This window comes from Streptomyces uncialis (assembly GCF_001905345.1).
Taxonomy (GTDB): domain Bacteria; phylum Actinomycetota; class Actinomycetes; order Streptomycetales; family Streptomycetaceae; genus Streptomyces; species Streptomyces uncialis.
Genome location: NZ_LFBV01000001.1, coordinates 1,322,897 through 1,337,183 on the forward strand (window position 1 = coordinate 1,322,897; position 14,287 = coordinate 1,337,183).

The window sequence follows — 14,287 nt, forward strand, 5'->3', positions numbered from 1 at the left end:
GGCGCGGTCTTCCCTCGCTCTACCCGGTGACGGGGCGCGCCCACCGGGAACGCGGACGCGTACGGCCGCCCGTGGCCGGGGTGTGGACCCGCCACGGGCGCGCGGGTGCCGTCAGATGCGGCCCAGCACCTGGGTGAGCAGGTCGCCCATGTGCGTGGCGGAGTCGCGGCCCGCCTGGAGGACCTCCTCGTGGTTGAGGGGTTCCCCGGTCATGCCGGCGGCGAGATTGGTGACCAGCGAGATCCCGAGCACCTCGGCGCCCGCCTCACGGGCGGCGATGGCCTCCAGCACGGTGGACATCCCGACCAGGTCGGCGCCGATCGTCCGGGCCATCCGGATCTCGGCGGGCGTCTCGTAGTGCGGGCCGGGGAACTGCGCGTAGACGCCCTCCTCAAGGGTGGGGTCGATCTCCTTGCACAGGGCGCGCAGCCGGGGCGAGTACAGATCGGTGAGGTCCACGAAGTTCGCGCCCACGATCGGCGAGGTCGCGGTGAGGTTCAGGTGGTCGCTGATGAGGACCGGCTGACCGGGGCGCATGCCTTCGCGCAGACCGCCGCAGCCGTTCGTCAGGACGATGGTCTTGCAGCCGGCCGCGACGGCCGTGCGCACGCCGTGCGCGACGGGTGCGACGCCCCGGCCCTCGTAGTAGTGCGTACGGCCCAGGAACACCAGCGCCCGCTTGTCGCCGATCCGGTACGAGCGGACGGTGCCGCCGTGGCCCTCGACGGCGGGCGGCGGGAAGCCGGGCAGTTCCGTCACGGAGAACTCGTGCTCGGGCTCGCCGAGCGCGCGGGCGGCGGGGGCCCAGCCGGAGCCCATCACGAGGGCGACGTCGTGGGTCCCGGCGCCCGTCAGCTCACGGAGGCGGGACGCGGCGGCGTCGGCCGCGGCGTGGGGGTCGCCCTGGATGTCGTCCGGAAGAAGAGATTCGTTCACGCGGATGAGCGTAGCCCTAATTCGCCTACGCGCGTAGATAGAGAGGGAACGGTTACGAGGATCGTTGCCTGGTCGTTTCCCTGGGTCTCAGATCCCGGACCAGCGGGTCGCCTTCGCTCGCGCTTCCGAGGTTTCCTGTGCTGGACGTACTTGTCCCCGCACAGGTCGTTCGGTGGCTCGCGCTTCTGAGGTCTGTCCGGCTGGGCGTACTTGTTCCTGTGCGGGTCGTTCGGGGGTGCGCAGTTCCCCGCGCCCCTGGATGCTGCCCTCTGGCGGTCGCTCTTCGGGTGCGGGCCGGTCCTCGTCTTTCGCGCAGTTCCCCGCGCCCCTGGATGCTGCCCCGGTCCGTTGTCCGTCGGGTGCGGGCCTGCCCTCGTCCTCGCGCAGTTCCCCGCGCCCCTAGGGTTCCGCACCTGGGCGTACCTGTTCCCGTGCAGGTCGGACGGGGGTGCGCAGTTCCTCGCGCCCCTCGGTGCTGCCCTCTTGCGGTCGCTCTTCGGGTGCGGGCCGGTCCTCGTCTTTGCGCAGTTCCCCGCGCCCCTTTGGGGGCGCCCACCTGGGGCTGTTCTCAGGCTGCGGGTGGGGTCAGGCTGCGCGCTGGCGTCAGCCCGGGGCGGGGTTGAACCATCCTCCTCGCGCAGTCGCGCTGCTGCGGGAGGGGGTGGGCGGGAATCTCTGCCCGCAGACTCCGATGCTCTTCAGTAGGGCCACAGGTACGTCGTACCGAGCGCGTTGGAGCGAGGACGGAGAATCCCGACCGGCACCGACCCGAAAGACGGCAGAACGCGCCCCAAAGGGGCGCGGGGAACTGCGCAGAACCACCGAGCGACGGCACAGGAACGAGTGCGCCCACCCGGACGGACCTGGGAAGCGCAAGCGAAGGCGACCCGCGGGGAACCGCGAAACCACCGAGCGACCGCACAGAAACAAGTGCGCAAGGCCGGACAGACCTGGGAAGCGCAAGCGAAGGCGGTCAGCAGGGGCGTTTGCGCAGCTCCATGACGTAGTCGTGGGGCGCCCCCGCGGACTCGGCCGCGTCGGCCAGCTCCCCGAGGTACCGCGCGGACGGCAGCCCGCCCTCGTACCCGTTGAGCACGTACACCCAGGCGGGCTCCTCCGCGTCGAGCGTATGGACCCGCACCCGCATCCGGCGGTAGATGTCCAGCCCGACCCCCTCCCACCGGTCCATGGAGTCCTCGTCCATGGGCGCGATGTCATAGAGGGCCACGAACACCTGTGACCTGGGCGCCTCGACGATCGTCGAGAGCGCACCCTCCCAGCCCATGTGCTCCCCACCGAAGGTCAGCCGCCAGCCGTTCAGCCAGCCGGTGGCACGCAGCGGCGAGTGCGGAGCGCGGCGTGACATGAGCCGCGCGTCGAGATTGCCGGCGTACGCGGCGTAGAGCGACATGGAGTCGAGGGTACGGCAGCGGCGCCGTGTGCCCCTCCCGTACCGGAAGTACCCCTCTGAAGAGGGAGGTCGTGCCCCGGGACACGCGGTGGCCACCCCGGAGGCGCGCGGCTTGAAGCGTGCGGGACAATGGGGTACGTGACTCGGATCGTGATCATCGGTGGAGGGCCCGGCGGCTACGAGGCGGCGTTGGTGGCCGCCCAGCTAGGCGCGGAGGTGACCGTCGTGGACTGCGACGGTCTGGGCGGAGCGTCGGTACTCACCGACTGTGTGCCGTCGAAGACGTTGATCGCGACGGCCGAGGTGATGACCACCTTCGACTCGTCGTACGAGGAACTGGGGATCATCGTCGCCGACGACACCCCCCACATCGACGCGCCCGCCCGCGTCGTCGGTGTGGACCTCGGGAAGGTCAACCGGCGGGTGAAACGGCTGGCGCTCGCCCAGTCGCACGACATCACCGCCTCCGTCACCCGCTCGGGCGCCCGCGTGGTGCGCGGCCGGGGCAGTCTGGAGGGGCAGCAGGCGGCGGACGGCAGCCGGACCGTGGTGGTCCGGGCGGCCGACGGCACGGAGGAGCGGCTGACCGCCGACGCCGTGCTGATCGCCACCGGCGGCCACCCGCGTGAGCTGGGCGACGCGCTGCCCGACGGCGAGCGCATCCTCAACTGGACCCAGGTCTACGACCTCACCGAGCTCCCCGAGGAACTCATCGTCGTCGGCTCCGGTGTCACCGGAGCCGAGTTCGCGGGCGCCTACCAGGCCCTCGGCTCCCGGGTCACCCTCGTCTCCAGCCGGGACCGGGTGCTGCCCGGTGAGGACCCGGACGCCGCGGCCGTCCTGGAGGACGTGTTCCGGCGCCGCGGCATGAACGTCATGTCCCGCTGCCGCGCGGAGTCCGCGAAACGGGTGGGGGACCGGGTGGAGGTCGTCCTGTCCGACGGCCGGGTCATCAGCGGGACGCACTGCCTGATGGCGGTCGGCGCGATCCCGAACTCCAGCGGGATGGGCCTGGAGGAGGCGGGCGTCCGCGTCCGCGACTCCGGCCACATCTGGACCGACAGGGTCTCCCGTACGACGGCCCCCGGGGTGTACGCCGCCGGTGACGTGACCGGCGTCTTCGCGCTGGCGTCCGTCGCGGCGATGCAGGGCCGCATCGCGATGTACCACTTCCTCGGTGACGCGGTCGCCCCGCTCAACCTGAAGACCGTCTCGTCGAACGTGTTCACCGACCCGGAGATCGCGACCGTCGGCTACAGCCAGGCCGACGTCGACTCCGGCAAGATCGACGCCCGCGTCGTCAAGCTGCCGCTGCTGCGCAACGCCCGCGCGAAGATGCAGGGCATCCGGGACGGCTTCGTCAAGATCTTCTGCCGTCCGGGCACGGGCATCGTGGTCGGGGGCGTCGTGGTCGCGCCGCGGGCCTCCGAGCTGATCCACCCCATCTCGCTCGCGGTCGACAACAACCTCACGGTCGAGCAGATCGCCAACGCGTTCACCGTGTACCCGTCGCTGTCGGGGTCCATCGCGGAGGTGGCACGGCAGTTGCAGACGCGGAAGGCCGCGGACGAGGCGTAGCCGCGGCGCCCCGGACCCGGTACGGTACGACCCTCCCGTGCCCCCTTCGGGGGGCTATACCACTCGGTGCGGTCCCGTGCGAACAACTTCTGCTATTCGGCGGAAACTGCTGAAAGCAGTCGGTCGTTGGGGTTACTGTCAGTTTCGTGTTCGCTGCAGAACGTCGTCAGTTGATCCTCGAAATGGTGCGCGCCAACGGAGCCGTGTCGCTCCGTGAGCTCGCCCGCGTCGTCCAGACCTCCGAAGTGACCGTACGGCGGGACGTGCGGGCGCTGGAGGCAGAAGGACTCCTCGACCGCCGGCACGGCGGTGCGGTATTGCCGGGCGGGTTCACGCGAGAATCCGGCTTTCCGCAGAAGTCTCATCTCGCGACCGCCGAGAAGACGGCCATCGCCGATCTCGCGGCGGGACTCGTCGAAGAAGGCGAGGCCATCGTGGTGGGGGCGGGTACCACCACCCAGGAACTCGCCCGCCGTCTCGCACGGGTCCCCGGCCTCACCGTGGTCACCAACTCCCTCCTCGTGGCCCAGGCGCTGGCCCACGCCAACCGTGTCGAGGTCGTCATGACCGGCGGCACCCTGCGGGGTTCCAACTACGCCCTCGTGGGCAGCGGCGCCGAACAGTCCCTCCAGGGGCTGCGGGTGTCCCGTGCCTTCCTCTCCGGCAGCGGCCTGACCGCCGAACGCGGGCTGTCCACCTCCAACATGCTGTCGGCCAGTGTCGACCGGGCGCTGGTGCAGGCCGCGGCCGAGGTCGTCGTCCTCGCCGACCACACCAAGCTCGGCACCGACACGATGTTCCAGACGGTGCCGACCGATGTGATCACCCGGCTCGTCACCGACGATCCGCCACCCCACGACGACCGGGCCGCCACCGAACTCCAGGCCCTCGCCGATCAGGGCGTACAGATCACGGTCGCCGGTGGCCAGAGCGGCACAGTGGGCCCCGACCCGGTCCCGACGGGGCGCCAGCAGCGCCGGGACATGCCCCTGCCGGGGCCGCGCCGGGGCCCGCAACTGCGCAGTGCCGCCGCCTCGATGCTCGGGGAGAGCACGGCGGGGGAGCGGAGCGCGGCGGCGCGGGTCGCGGACATGCGGCGCCGCTGAGCCGCCGCGGCGCTACGCGCGGATGCCGCGGAGCGTCAGGTTCAGCAGCCGGTCCGCCAGCCCGGGGTCGTCGGGGGTCTCCTCGGCGGCCAGCGCGATCGCGTTCGTGAGCTGCATCAGGTCCGAGACGGACACATCGGCGCGGACCGCGCCCGAGCGCTGGGCGCGGGTCAGCAGGGCGGTGCCCGCCTCGCGCATCGGGGTGCTGCACCGCGCCAGTGCGGAACTGTCGTCGTGGCACGCCGACATGAGCGCGTGCGACAGGCCCCGGTACTCGCTCGCGTGGGTGATGATCGCGCGGAGCCAGTCGACCAGGGCGGTGCAGGACTGCGGGGCGTCGAGGAGGGCGCGGGAGCGGGACAGGAGGTCGCTCACGGCGTCCTCGAAGACCGCGCACATCACCGCGTGGCGGGTGGGGAAGTGGCGGTACAGGGTGCCGATCCCGACGCCCGCGCGGCGGGCCACGTCCTCCAGGGACGCGTCCGTGCCGTGGTCCGCGAAGACCTCGCGGGCTGCCGCGAGCAGGCGTTCGCGGTTGCGGCGGGCGTCCGACCTCATCGGCCGGGGGCGGGCCGGGGGCTGCGAGGTGCTGCCACTCATCCCGGTTCCTCCGTCCTCACGTCCACCAGGGTCCCCCCAGCATGTCACCTTCGTTCGCGCTTCCGAGGTCCGTCCGGCGGGACGTACTTGTCCCCGTGCGGGTCGTTCGTGGGTGCGCAGTTCCCCCGCAGGTCGCCTTCGCTTGCGCTTCTGAGGTCTGTCCGGCTCGGCGTACTTGTCCCTGTGCGGGCCGTTCGTGGGTGCGCAGTTCCCCGCGCCCCTGGATGCTGCCCCATTGCGGTCGTTCCTCGGGTGCGGGTCCGCCCTCGTCTTTTGCGCAGTTCCCCGCGCCCCTGAGGTGCTGCCTTCTTGCGGTCGCTGTTCGGGTGCGGGCCGGTTCTCGTCTTTTGCGCAGTTCCCCGCGCCCCTTTGGGGGCGCCCTCCTGGGGCTGCCGTCTGCCTGCGGGCCGGCATCAGCCCGGGGCGGGGTTGAACCATCCTCCTCGCGGACTCGCCCCGCTACGGGAGGGGGTGGGCGGGAATCTCTGCTCGCAGACTCCGATGCTCTTCAGCCGGGTAAGGAAACGTCGTACCGAGCGTGTCGGATCGAGGACGGAGAATCCCGACCGGCACCGACCCGAAGAACAAGCCGGTTGCGCCCCAAAGGGGCGCGGGGAACTGCGCGAAAACGACGAACGACGGCACAGGAACGAAGTACGGCCAGCCGGACAGACCTAGGAAGCGCAAGCGAAGGCGACCTGCGGGGGGCGCGACCAAAAACGCCCCCCGCAGACGAGACCCCGCACCCCCGGAGGGGGTCAGTCCTTGATTTCGCAGATGACCGCGCCGGAGGTGACGGAGGCACCGACCTCCGCCCCCAACCCCTTGACCGTCCCGGAACGATGCGCGTTGAGCGGCTGCTCCATCTTCATCGCCTCCAGCACGACCACGAGGTCCCCTTCCGCGACGACCTGGCCCTCCTCGACGGCGACCTTCACGATCGTGCCCTGCATCGGCGAGGCCAGCGCGTCACCCGAGGCGGCCGGCCCGGACTTCTTCACGGCCCGCCGCTTGGGCCGCGCGCCCGCCGCGAGACCGGTGCGGGCGAGCGACATCCCGAGCGAGGACGGCAGCGACACCTCCAGCCGCTTGCCGCCGACCTCGACGACCACCGTCTCGCGGCCGGTCTCGTCCTCCGCCTCCGCGTCCGCGACAGCGGAGAACGCGGGGATGTCGTTGACGAACTCGGTCTCGATCCACCGGGTGAAGATCCGGAACGGCGAGGACGTGAACGCGGGGTCGGCGACCACCTTGCGGTGGAAGGGGATCGCCGTGGCCATCCCCTCGACCCGGAACTCGTCCAGCGCCCGCGCGGCCCGCTGAAGGGCCTGCTCCCGCGTCGCACCGGTCACGATCAGCTTGGCGAGCAGCGAGTCCCACGCGGGACCGATGACGCTGCCGGACTCCACACCCGCGTCGAGCCGGACACCGGGCCCGGACGGCGGGGCGAACACCGTGACGGTGCCCGGCGCGGGCAGGAAGCCGCGTCCCGGGTCCTCGCCGTTGATCCGGAACTCGAAGGAGTGGCCGCGCACCGGCGGGTCGTCGTAGCCGAGGGCCTCACCGTCGGCGATACGGAACATCTCGCGCACGAGGTCGATCCCGGTGACCTCCTCGGTCACGGGGTGCTCGACCTGGAGCCGGGTGTTGACCTCCAGGAAGGAGATCGTGCCGTCGGCGCCGACCAGGAACTCGACGGTTCCCGCGCCGACGTACCCGGCCTCCTTGAGGATCGCCTTGGACGACGCGTAGAGCTGGGCGTTCTGCTCGTCGGAGAGGAACGGCGCGGGGGCCTCCTCGACCAGCTTCTGGTGGCGCCGCTGGAGCGAGCAGTCACGGGTGGACACGACCACGACATTGCCGTGGGTGTCGGCGAGGCACTGGGTCTCGACATGCCGGGGCTTGTCGAGATAGCGCTCGACGAAGCACTCGCCGCGGCCGAACGCGGCGACGGCCTCACGGACCGCCGAGTCGTACAGCTCGGGGACCTCCTCCAGGGTGCGGGCGACCTTCAGCCCGCGCCCGCCACCGCCGAACGCGGCCTTGATCGCGATGGGCAGTCCGTGCTCCTTCGCGAAGGCCACGACCTCGTCCGCGCCGGACACCGGGTCCGGCGTCCCGGCGACCAGCGGCGCGCCCGCGCGCTGGGCGATGTGCCGGGCGGCGACCTTGTCGCCGAGGTCGCGGATGGCCTGGGGCGGCGGACCGATCCAGGTCAGGCCCGCGTCGGTCACGGCCTGGGCGAACTCCGCGTTCTCCGACAGGAAGCCGTAGCCCGGGTGCACGGCGTCCGCGCCCGAGTCCGCCGCCGCCTTGAGTACCTTGGTGATGTCGAGATAGCTGGCGGCGGGGGTGTCCCCACCCAGCGCGAACGCCTCATCCGCCACCCGGACATGCAACGCGTCACGGTCCGGCTCCGCGTAGACCGCCACACTCGCGATCCCCGCGTCCCGGCACGCCCGTGCCACCCGAACCGCGATCTCGCCGCGATTGGCGATGAGCACCTTCCGCACGATGGCTCCCTCCTTGCAGTTTTCGACCGGGGGGCCGAACCCCGGACTCCGGCCCGCGGCCCACGGGCCGACGCGGTCCACGGGTCCCCGTGCCGCTCACTTCGAAAGACTTCCCCGGAACACGCCGAGTTTAGGGACTGCCGACACGGCCTTACGACCTGTTCCCCCTGGTGAGCTTGCCCACACAGAGCGTGAGAACGGGTCCCGTGCGCGGTGAAATCCCTCGTCATACCCGGTGCGCAGGAATCCTGTGGAGAACCCTAGCCCCGCTGTGTGGCCAAGGTCTCTATGAGAGAGCGCTGCCGGAGATCGGGTTTCTTTGTGGAATCCCTACGAATGGCCCAACGGTTCTTTGCGTCGCGCGGGCCGCCTCAGGCCGCCCTACCCGCGAGTAGGCGCGGGTGGGGCGGCGCGGCAGGTCAAGGACGCGGCGTCCACAGGTCGGTGATGCCCACGCCGAGCTCCGCGAGCAGCCGGCGCAGCAGCGGCAGCGAGATCCCGATGACGTTGCCGTGGTCGCCGTCGATGCCGTCCACGAACGGGGCCGAGCGGCCGTCCAGGGTGAAGGCGCCCGCGACGTGCAGGGGCTCGCCGGAGGCGACGTACGCGGCGATCTCGGCGTCCGTGGGCTCCCCGAACCGCACCACGGTCGACGCGGTCGCGGAGACATGGCGTCCGGTGCGGGCGTCGTACACGCAGTGCCCGGTCTGGAGGGTGCCCGCGCGGCCCCGCATGGACTTCCAGCGGGCGGTGGCCTCCTCGGCGTCGGCGGGCTTGCCGAGCGCCTCGCCGTCGAGGTCGAGGACCGAGTCGCAGCCGACGACCAGCGACCCGGCGCGGACGACCTCCGGCCGGGCGGCGACCACCGACGCCTTGGCCACCGCGAGCGCGAGGGCCAGTTCGGCGGGGGTCGGGGCGCTCACGGCGTCCTCGTCGACCCCGCTGACGATGACCTCGGGGTCGAGGCCCGCCTGACGCAGGAGCCCGAGCCGGGCGGGGGACTGGGAGGCCAGGACGAGGTGACGTGCTTCGCTCATGGACAGAGCGTAGGGCAGCCGGACGGGGCGCCCGGCAGCGGACGGGCCCGGCGGGGACGGGTCAGCGCAGACCCAGGGTGACCATCGCCAGGATCATGGCGAGGGCCAGCACGATGCCCGCTCTGCGCAGCATGCCCTGCATGTCGCGCAGTTCCTCGGGCGGCTTGTTCTCGGGGTCGGACCACAGCATGTCTTCGATGGTGGAACGGACCGCCGCGCGGCGCCTGAGTACGGGTACCTAACTTGCCCCGGCACCCGCCCCACGGCTGCGACGGCCGGGCCGCTACGGCCGGTACGTGCGGGGCGTCCCGGCTACGACGGCCAGTACGTGCGGGTCCAGGACGACGGGCCCGGCGTGGGCGTGCGGTGGCGGGCCACCCGGGACGGATGGGACCAGGCGTCCGGGAGCCGCCCGGACGACCCGTCCCGGGCCGCGAGCGCGGCGGCGGCCCGTACCCGGACCACCGCCAGGGCGGCGGCCAGCTCCTCCGGGGTGGGGTTGCCCCTCACTACCTTGATCATGGCGGCGACTCCTCAGCGACGGCCGGGACGGGGTACGGGGAACAGGTCCCTACAGCGGGATGTTCCCGTGCTTCTTGGGCGGCAGGTTCTCCCGCTTGGTACGGAGCTGGCGCAGCCCCCGCACGACATGGCGGCGGGTCTCCGAGGGGACGACCACCGCGTCGACATAGCCGCGCTCGGCGGCCGTGTACGGGTTCAGCAGGGTGTCCTCGTACTCCTGGACGAGACGGGCGCGGAGCTCCTCGCGCTCGTCCTCGGGCACCCCGGCGATGGTCCGGCGGTGCAGGATGTTGACGGCGCCCTGTGCGCCCATCACGGCGATCTGCGCCGTCGGCCAGGCCAGGTTGAGGTCCGCGCCCAGATGCTTGGAGCCCATCACGTCGTACGCGCCGCCGAACGCCTTGCGGGTGATCACGGTGATCAGCGGGACGGTCGCCTCCGCGTACGCGTAGATCAGTTTGGCGCCCCGGCGGATGATGCCCTCGTGCTCCTGGCCGACACCCGGCAGGAACCCGGGGACGTCCACGAAGGTGAGGACGGGGACGTTGAACGCGTCGCAGGTACGGACGAAGCGGGCCGCCTTCTCGGAGGCGTCGATGTCCAGACAGCCCGCGAACCGCATCGGCTGGTTGGCGACGATCCCCACCGGACGCCCCTCGACCCGGCCGAAGCCGGTGAGGATGTTCGGCGCGAACATCGCCTGCGTCTCCAGGAACTCACCGTCGTCCAGCACATGCTCGACGATCGTGTGCATGTCGTACGGCTGGTTGGCGCTGTCCGGGATCAGGGTGTCCAGCTCACGGTCCTCGTCCGTGAGCTCCAGCTCCGCCTCCTCGGTGAACGCGGGCGGCTCGCTGAGATTGTTCGACGGCAGGTACGACAGCAGCGACTTGACGTACTCGACGGCGTCCTTCTCGTCGCCCGCCATGTGATGCGCGACACCGGACGTCGTGTTGTGGGTGCGCGCCCCGCCCAGCTCCTCGAAGCCGACGTCCTCACCGGTCACCGTCTTGATGACATCGGGGCCGGTGATGAACATGTGCGACGTCTCGTCGACCATCACCGTGAAGTCGGTGATCGCGGGCGAGTACACCGCGCCGCCCGCGCACGGGCCGACGACCAGCGAGATCTGCGGGATCACCCCGGACGCGTGGGTGTTGCGGCGGAAGATCTCCCCGTACATCCCGAGGGCCATCACGCCCTCCTGGATACGGGCGCCGCCGGAGTCGTTGATCCCGATCACCGGACAGCCCGTGCGCAGCGCGAAGTCCATCACCTTGACGATCTTCTGGCCGTAGACCTCGCCGAGCGCGCCGCCGAAGACCGTGAAGTCCTGCGAGAACACCGCCACCGGACGGCCGTCGACCGTGCCGTACCCGGTCACCACCCCGTCGCCGTAGGGGCGGTTGTCCGCCAGCCCGAAGGCGGTCGAACGGTGCCGCGCGAACTCGTCCAGCTCCACGAACGAGTCCTCGTCCAGCAGCAGACCGATCCGCTCACGGGCCGTCAGCTTGCCCTTCGCGTGCTGCTTCCCGACCGCCCGCGCCGAACCGGCGTGGGTCGCCTCGTCGACGCGCCGCCGCAGATCGGCGATCTTCCCCGCCGTGGTGCGGACGTCGATCGCCGGACCGCCCGCGGCGGCCCCGGGCTCGGAGGTAGGGGACTCTTCCGGCTTGGACATCGGCGTGCGGCTCCCTGGATCACGTGGCGGACGGCTGGACGGGGACGGGGGGAACCGGCCGGCGGGGAAGCCGCTACGGGCGGCCTCGGCGCGGTGACCGGGGGCTACGTTTCGTAGCGTATCGGCGGCGATACCGTTCGGCAGTGCGGCGTTTGCCACACCTAGGGTGGCTTGCATGACGTCACCGGATGCTGCTGACAATCGCTGGTCCGACCTCGACCGACCGCCGCTGAACGCGACGGCGCTGCGGCGCGCCCTGGTCCGGCCCGGGTCCCTGTGGACCTCGCTGGACGTCGTCGCCGCGACCGGCTCCACCAATACCGACCTCGCCGCCCGCGCGGACACCCTGCCCGAGGGCGCGGTGCTCGTCGCGGAGGCCCAGGACACCGGCCGGGGCCGTCTCGACCGCCGCTGGAACGCGCCGGCCCGCTCGGGGATCTTCGTCTCCGTCCTCCTGAAGCCCGGCGACCCGGACCGCGGCCCCGTCCCCACCGAACGGTGGGGCTGGCTGCCGCTGCTCGCCGGGGTGGCCGTCGCCACCGCCCTGTCCCGGGCGGCCGGGGTCGACACGGCACTCAAGTGGCCCAACGACCTCCTGGTCACGGTCGACGGCGAGGAGCGCAAGGCGGGCGGCATCCTCGCCGAACGCGCGGGCGCGGACGCCGTCGTCCTCGGCATCGGCCTCAACGTCACCCTGCGCGCCGACGAGCTGCCCGTGCCCGGCGCGGGCTCCCTCGCGCTCGCGGGCGCCGTCACCACCGACCGCGACCCGCTGCTGCGGGCCGTGCTGCGCTCCCTGGAGCAGTGGTACGGCGACTGGCGCGCGAGCGGCGGCGACCCGATGGTCTCCCGGCTCCAGAGCACGTACGCCGCGGGCTGCTCGACCCTCGGCCGCACGGTGCGGGCGCTGCTGCCCGGGGACCGGGAGCTGGTGGGTGAGGCGGTCGCCGTGGACGGGGACGGGCGGCTGGTCATCGCCACCGCCGGCGGCACCCGGCAGGCCGTCGGCGCGGGTGACATCGTCCATCTGCGTCCGGCGGCGGACTGACCCCCCGTCGTTCGAGGTGGTTCCCGTCGCCGGACCGTCCGGTCGGGAGTGAGCCACGGCACACCTGCCGTACTGTGTCTCTTCGGGGGCCTCTTCGGAGGCGTCCCTGACCGCGTGGCAGATCGGAAGGCAGCAGGCGTGACCGTCGACGACACGGGCCCGGGAGCCGAGAGGGGCGGCGTCCCCGACGGCGACCCCGGCGGCACGGACGCGTCCGGCGGCCCGGGTGGTCCCGACGGGCCGGACCTGCCGGGCGGCGCGGGCGGACCGGACGAGGAGGAGGGGGACGACCCCCTCGCGCTCCGGCTCGAACAGCTGATCCTCGGCGCCGAGCGCCGCTACACCCCCTTCCAGGCGGCCCGCAGCGCGGGCGTCTCCATGGAGCTGGCGTCCCGCTTCTGGCGGGCGATGGGCTTCGCCGACATCGGCCAGGCACGCGCCCTCACCGAGGCGGACGTCCTCGCGCTGCGGCGGCTCGCCGGACTCGTCGAGGCCGGGCTGCTCAGCGAGGCCATGGCCGTGCAGGTCGCCCGGTCCACCGGGCAGACCACGGCGCGGCTCGCGGAGTGGCAGATCGACTCGTTCCTGGAAGGCCTCACCGAACCCCCGGAGCCGGGGATGACGCGGACCGAGGTCACCTATCCGCTGATGGAGCTGCTGCTGCCGGAGCTGGAGGAGTTCCTCGTCTACGTCTGGCGCCGCCAGCTCGCCGCGGCCACCGGCCGGGTCGTGCAGGCCGCGGACGACGAGGAGATGGTCGACCGCCGGCTCGCCGTCGGCTTCGCGGACCTCGTGGGCTTCACCCGGCTGACCCGCCGGATGGAGGAGGAGGAGCTGGGCGAGCTGGTGGAGGCGTTCGAGACCACCTCCGCGGACCTCGTCGCCGCGCACGGCGGGCGCCTCGTCAAGACCCTCGGGGACGAGGTGCTGTACGCGGCGGACGACGCGGGGGTCGCGGCGGAGATCGCGCTGCGGCTCATCGAGACGATGGCCGGTGACGAGACCATGCCCGAGCTGCGCGTCGGTATGGCCTTCGGCACGGTCACCACACGTATGGGCGATGTCTTCGGTACGACGGTGAACCTCGCCAGCAGGCTGACGTCGATAGCTCCGCGGGACGCCGTCCTGGTGGACGGGGCGTTCGCCGAGGAGCTGACGCGTACCGGGGACGCGCCGAAGGCCGGGTCGGAGGGCGACCCGAAGGACCCCGGCGACGGGGGTGCCCCGGCCCACCGTTTCGCCCTCCAGCCGATGTGGCAGCGCCCCGTGCGGGGACTGGGCGTGGTCGAGCCCTGGCTGCTGACACGCAACACCTAGACGGGGTCCGTGGGTTTCCCCCGCGGGTCGCCTTCGCTTGCGCTTCCCAGGTCTGTCCGGCGTGGCGTACTTCGTTCCTGTGCCGTCGCTCGGTGGTTTCGCGCAGTTCCCCGCGCCCCTTTGGGGCGCGTTCTGCTTGTTCTTCGGGTCGGTGCCGGTCGGGATTCTCCGTCCTCGATCCGACACGCTCGGTACGACGTCCCCCTTGCCGGACTGAAGAGCATCGGAGTCTGCGGGCAGAGATTCCCGCCCACCCCCTTCCGCAGCAGCGCGACTGCACGAGGAGGGGGGTGCCCCTTCAGGGGCGCGGGGAACTGCGCAAAAGACGAGAACCGGCCCGCACCCGAAGAACAAACCCGAAGGGGCAGCATCCAGGGGCGCGGGGAACTGCGCAACCACCGAGCGACGGCACAGGAACGAGGTGCGCCCCGCCGGACAGACCTGGGACGCGCAAGCGAAGGCGACCCGCGGGGAACTGCGCACCCCACGAACGGCCCGCACAGGGACAAGTGCGATCAGTACTGGGAACCCGGGGGCA

The 14,287-nt window shown here is 71.9% G+C and carries 12 protein-coding genes; 4 read left to right on the top strand and 8 right to left on the bottom strand.

Annotated elements, in window-relative coordinates; translation table 11 throughout:
- Positions 1–111: 111 nt before the first annotated feature.
- Positions 112–936 (bottom strand): purine-nucleoside phosphorylase, encoded by an 825-nt coding sequence (locus tag AB852_RS05700; protein ID WP_073784171.1) that lies wholly within the window; start codon positions 934–936, stop codon positions 112–114.
- 973 nt (positions 937–1,909) lie between these two features.
- Entirely contained in the window at positions 1,910–2,347 is a 438-nt protein-coding gene (locus AB852_RS05705; protein WP_073784173.1) for a gamma-glutamylcyclotransferase family protein, read from the bottom strand.
- 129 nt (positions 2,348–2,476) lie between these two features.
- On the opposite strand from AB852_RS05705, the gene AB852_RS05710 reads away from it, so the two are divergent.
- Both AB852_RS05710 and AB852_RS05715 read left to right on the top strand, forming a co-directional pair.
- Positions 2,477–3,925 carry an NAD(P)H-quinone dehydrogenase gene (locus AB852_RS05710; protein WP_073784175.1) on the top strand — a complete coding sequence of 483 codons (1,449 nt, stop codon included), beginning with the start codon at positions 2,477–2,479 and terminating at the stop codon, positions 3,923–3,925.
- A 146-nt stretch (positions 3,926–4,071) separates the two neighbouring features.
- Positions 4,072–5,031 carry a DeoR/GlpR family DNA-binding transcription regulator gene (locus AB852_RS05715; protein ID WP_073784177.1) on the top strand — a complete coding sequence of 320 codons (960 nt, stop codon included), beginning with the start codon at positions 4,072–4,074 and terminating at the stop codon, positions 5,029–5,031.
- 12 nt (positions 5,032–5,043) lie between these two features.
- On the opposite strand, the gene AB852_RS05720 is transcribed toward AB852_RS05715, so the two are convergent.
- From AB852_RS05720 to AB852_RS05740, 6 genes are all read right to left on the bottom strand, one after another.
- On the bottom strand, positions 5,044–5,631 hold the full coding sequence (locus AB852_RS05720) for a TetR/AcrR family transcriptional regulator (RefSeq protein ID WP_073784179.1): 588 nt from the start codon (positions 5,629–5,631) through the stop codon (positions 5,044–5,046).
- A gap of 758 nt (positions 5,632–6,389) precedes the next feature.
- Entirely contained in the window at positions 6,390–8,144 is a 1,755-nt protein-coding gene (locus AB852_RS05725) for an acetyl/propionyl/methylcrotonyl-CoA carboxylase subunit alpha (protein WP_073785494.1), read from the bottom strand.
- A gap of 419 nt (positions 8,145–8,563) precedes the next feature.
- On the bottom strand, positions 8,564–9,181 hold the full coding sequence (locus AB852_RS05730; RefSeq protein ID WP_073784181.1) for a Maf family protein: 618 nt from the start codon (positions 9,179–9,181) through the stop codon (positions 8,564–8,566).
- Positions 9,182–9,242: 61 nt separating this feature from the next.
- Positions 9,243–9,371, bottom strand: coding sequence for a morphogenic membrane protein MmpB (mmpB, locus tag AB852_RS41285; protein WP_099279435.1), 129 nt, complete (start codon positions 9,369–9,371; stop codon positions 9,243–9,245).
- Positions 9,372–9,493: 122 nt separating this feature from the next.
- Positions 9,494–9,703 carry an acyl-CoA carboxylase epsilon subunit gene (locus AB852_RS05735; RefSeq protein ID WP_073784183.1) on the bottom strand — a complete coding sequence of 70 codons (210 nt, stop codon included), beginning with the start codon at positions 9,701–9,703 and terminating at the stop codon, positions 9,494–9,496.
- A gap of 49 nt (positions 9,704–9,752) precedes the next feature.
- Positions 9,753–11,384 carry an acyl-CoA carboxylase subunit beta gene (locus AB852_RS05740; RefSeq protein WP_073784185.1) on the bottom strand — a complete coding sequence of 544 codons (1,632 nt, stop codon included), beginning with the start codon at positions 11,382–11,384 and terminating at the stop codon, positions 9,753–9,755.
- A 175-nt stretch (positions 11,385–11,559) separates the two neighbouring features.
- On the opposite strand from AB852_RS05740, the gene AB852_RS05745 reads away from it, so the two are divergent.
- Both AB852_RS05745 and AB852_RS05750 read left to right on the top strand, forming a co-directional pair.
- Positions 11,560–12,432, top strand: coding sequence for a biotin--[acetyl-CoA-carboxylase] ligase (locus AB852_RS05745; RefSeq protein ID WP_073784187.1), 873 nt, complete (start codon positions 11,560–11,562; stop codon positions 12,430–12,432).
- A gap of 138 nt (positions 12,433–12,570) precedes the next feature.
- Complete coding sequence (locus tag AB852_RS05750) at positions 12,571–13,749, top strand: adenylate/guanylate cyclase domain-containing protein (RefSeq protein WP_073784189.1); 1,179 nt, start codon at positions 12,571–12,573, stop codon at positions 13,747–13,749.
- Positions 13,750–14,287: the final 538 nt, after the last annotated feature.

Bases quoted from the DNA above. Each gene is read 5' to 3' on its own strand.
- AB852_RS05705 (WP_073784173.1), bottom strand. From the start codon at position 2,347: ATGTCGCTCTACGCCGCGTACGCCGGCAATCTCGACGCGCGGCTCATG.
- AB852_RS05710 (WP_073784175.1), top strand. From the start codon at position 2,477: ATGGGGTACGTGACTCGGATCGTGATCATCGGTGGAGGGCCCGGCGGC.
- AB852_RS05720 (WP_073784179.1), bottom strand. From the start codon at position 5,631: ATGAGTGGCAGCACCTCGCAGCCCCCGGCCCGCCCCCGGCCGATGAGG.
- AB852_RS05730 (WP_073784181.1), bottom strand. From the start codon at position 9,181: ATGAGCGAAGCACGTCACCTCGTCCTGGCCTCCCAGTCCCCCGCCCGG.
- mmpB (WP_099279435.1), bottom strand. From the start codon at position 9,371: ATGCTGTGGTCCGACCCCGAGAACAAGCCGCCCGAGGAACTGCGCGAC.
- AB852_RS05735 (WP_073784183.1), bottom strand. From the start codon at position 9,703: ATGATCAAGGTAGTGAGGGGCAACCCCACCCCGGAGGAGCTGGCCGCC.
- AB852_RS05740 (WP_073784185.1), bottom strand. From the start codon at position 11,384: ATGTCCAAGCCGGAAGAGTCCCCTACCTCCGAGCCCGGGGCCGCCGCG.
- AB852_RS05745 (WP_073784187.1), top strand. From the start codon at position 11,560: ATGACGTCACCGGATGCTGCTGACAATCGCTGGTCCGACCTCGACCGA.